Here is a 1,374-nt window from a genome sequence, read left to right on the forward strand (position 1 = left end):
GCACAACATTCGCGATCCGCAGCAAGCCGACGAATTCCTCCAGCGTGCGGGTTGAATGACCAACGGTGTGGAAGCAGGCTCATTCGCTTCGAATGCTGCCGGGCCGCGTCAGGGCACCACCTTTATGAGCCGCGACATGATCGGTCTTGTCGCTCTTGATTTCGTATTGAGGATCTTCTTCGGAAGCGTGTCGCCTGTGGCCCTTGTAGTCGAAGTCACGGGTATGAATAGTCTTGATCGTCCCGCTTACTCGGCCGGCTTCGGAATTCCAGGTCACGTTATCGCCGATACTTAATTTTCCCATCATCCCTGCTCTTTTGAAACCCCCTTCCGATCCCACAACCAAGGTCAGGCGGGATTGGTTCCGCAAATTGCGCACTGGCCTGACAGTTAAGGCCAAGCCTTGATACCATAGGGTGCGTTGACCATGTTGCGGAGACCATGTTTAGCTTTTCGCACCATTCCCGACGAGAGCTGCAACGCGTCCAATCGGGTTTTTATCCGGGGCACAGTAGAACCCTGGCTTGCACCCCTGGACGAGCCAGTGTCTCGATTTCAATCCGCCTATCGACTGCTCCGTTTCGGGCAATGCGGTTGACGCCTGTCGCAGACGGTCGCGTCGGAAATCAATAGGGAGGCTGCCGAGGTGATCACCGAAATTCTTGACGAAAATGGTATCTTGCTCGACCTTACGACCAAGGGGAAGCACTCGGCGCTGTCCAAGATCGCGCTTGAGATCGCACGTGGGATTGGACGCAGCGAGCGCACGGTTCTTGCCGGCCTGTTGCAGCGCGAACGCCTTGGCTCGACGGGTGCCGGGCATGGGGTCGCCGTCCCTCACGCTCTGCTTGACAGCGTTACATTGCCGGTTGCCTCCCTCGCCCGGCTAGCTGTTCCAATCGATTTCGGCAGCCCTGACGGCGAGCCGGTCGACCTCCTGTTTCCGCTGATCTGGCCGTTGTCCGATACGCAGTCCTTTCTCCCGGCCTTTTCAAGAGTGTGCCGGCTGCTGCGTTCATCCTGGCTGCGTAATGGATTGAGACAGGCCCGTTCCAGCGGCGAGGCCATGGCTATCCTGAGATTGGCCGAAAACGAGCCGGCAAACCCGAGGACGGCTCACTACGGCGTTGGAAGCTTATCTGCGCTTGAGTCTGCAAATCCCGAATAGAGAGGCAGTCCGTTTTGTTCGTCTGCCGTTGCCTGCACCGTTCCGGCATCGCGCAAGCTGTCACGTCGCTGGGTTACTCCCTACCGCCCTGTCGCCCCAACGCATCGCCGACACGGCGCGTGTGCAGCAAAAATCGGCTCTTTGTCGATAATGTCGCCTTTGCGCAGAGCCGATGTCGCTTTCATATCTGAAAAACTTCGGTGCCA

At 57.9% G+C, this 1,374-nt stretch carries 2 protein-coding genes; one reads left to right on the top strand and one right to left on the bottom strand.

Annotated features, from left to right (window positions below):
• Window positions 1-79: 79 nt before the first annotated feature.
• Window positions 80-304 carry a hypervirulence associated TUDOR domain-containing protein gene (locus ACX3P1_RS28090; RefSeq protein WP_459083081.1) on the bottom strand — a complete coding sequence of 75 codons (225 nt, stop codon included), beginning with the start codon at window positions 302-304 and terminating at the stop codon, window positions 80-82.
• A 342-nt stretch (window positions 305-646) separates the two neighbouring features.
• Here ACX3P1_RS28090 and ACX3P1_RS28095 point away from each other — a divergent pair, with 342 nt between their 5' ends.
• Entirely contained in the window at window positions 647-1,168 is a 522-nt protein-coding gene (locus ACX3P1_RS28095) for a PTS sugar transporter subunit IIA (RefSeq protein ID WP_459083079.1), read from the top strand.
• Window positions 1,169-1,374: the final 206 nt, after the last annotated feature.

It is taken from the genome of Mesorhizobium sp. A623, assembly GCF_054489405.1.

Excerpts from the sequence above, each read along its gene's own strand:
- ACX3P1_RS28090 (WP_459083081.1), bottom strand. The coding sequence starts at position 304 with ATGGGAAAATTAAGTATCGGCGATAACGTGACCTGGAATTCCGAAGCC.